Here is a 1,655-nt window from a genome sequence, read left to right on the forward strand (position 1 = left end):
AGGCATCTCCACCCACACAATCCCAAACATTCCTTTGAGTAGATTGAGTGCGCCTTGTAGATTTTCAGCGCGGAAAAATATCCAAGTGATATTGATAAAATTAAAAGTCAGAATCCAACAGCATAAAGAATAAATCTTTTTAGGTAAGCCTTTTAGGGATTCTACCCATTCTTTACACACCCAAGTGTAGATTCTATGCACACACATCGCCACTCCATGCAATGCCCCCCAAATGATAAACCCAAACCCAGCCCCATGCCAGATACCACTTAAAAATGCCACGATGAAAAGATTCCGCAATGTGAGAATCTTGCCTAGTCTATTGCCACCTAAAGGAATATAAAGATAATCTTTTAAGAATCTCCCGAGCGTAATATGCCATTTCCTCCAAAACTCCGTAATGTTTAAAGACTTATAAGGAGAGTTGAAGTTTATTGGCAAGACAATCCCAAAGAAAAGCCCAAGCCCGATTGCCATATCACAATACCCGCTAAAGTCAAAATAGATTTGGAAAGTGTAGCTTATAGAAGTCGCCCAAGATTCAGCGATATTGAGAATCCCGCCCTCTTCTACGACTTTAAATCCTGCATTTGCCCATTTGGCAAAGCTATCAGCGATAAAGACTTTTTTGAATAGCCCAATAGAAAAGATAAAAAGCCCCTTAGCGCAATGCCCCCAGACTTTAGAATCTAAGCTTTTTGCAAAAAGCATTTTAAATTGAGGCATCATCTCTTTGTGATGCACGATAGGACCGGCGATGAGTTGGGGGAAGAAGCTGACAAAGAGACAATAATCCAAAAAGTTAATTTGACTAATCTTGTTAGATTCTGCATTATTGTTTTTGTCATTACCGCTTACATTTACAGATTCTATTGCCTCCTCTTCCTCCAAATCCTGCACATCAATGCGTTTATAACAATCCACCAAAAATGCAATTTGTTGGAAAGTGAAAAATGAAATAGCAAGAGGCAAAAGGATATGAGGCAAGGGAATGTTAAGGTCTAAAGCTAGAAGTTTAGAGAGAGTATTGAGATTTTCTAAGAAAAAATCAGTGTATTTAAAGAATCCTAAAAGAGCGAGATTAAACACAATGCCAAGAATCACATAAAATTTGGGAGAAAGTAAGGAAGCTAGATAAGGAGCAACAGGATTAGAATCTGTTTGGTTAGCTTTTAGGCTATATTTTTGCCCCCCCCCCCGCACAATTAAAGGTATCCTTGCAGGATTAGATTTTAAAATTGCATTGCCAATGAGAAAATTTACAACAATACTACCAAGTAGAAGTGGGAGATAAAGGGGATTCCAAAACCCATAAAACACAAAACTTCCTATAATCAAAGAAATCTTAGCGAACAAATCTTGTTTGAAATAGCGCAAAAGATAAAAGCACAACAGCATAAGAGGCAAAAAGCCAAAGAGAAAACCAAAAGAGCTAAAGACCATAGGATTCCTTGCTAGATAAAATTCAAAACTTTAAGAATAAAATAAGGCGATATTATAGCAAATAAATGGGGGGGGGGGGGCAAGTTATTTAGAATGAAATTCCTAGGTTTCAGATTGTTTATTGTGATTGTGGGATTCTGCATTGTTTATTGTCATTGCGAGAGATTCGTTAGAATCTCGTGGCGTGTGTTGCGTTAGCAACTCACCCCCCC

General features: G+C 38.1%; 1 protein-coding gene. It reads right to left on the reverse strand.

Translation table 11 applies throughout. From position 1 onward, the window contains the following. Positions 1-1,443 (reverse strand): MBOAT family O-acyltransferase (locus LS69_RS09995; protein WP_138124680.1); only part of this gene is annotated, 1,443 nt, incomplete at its 3' end. Positions 1,444-1,655 lie beyond the last annotated feature (212 nt).

Origin of the sequence: Helicobacter sp. MIT 05-5294 (assembly GCF_000765675.1) — a bacterium.
Taxonomy (GTDB): Bacteria; Campylobacterota; Campylobacteria; order Campylobacterales; family Helicobacteraceae; genus Helicobacter_D.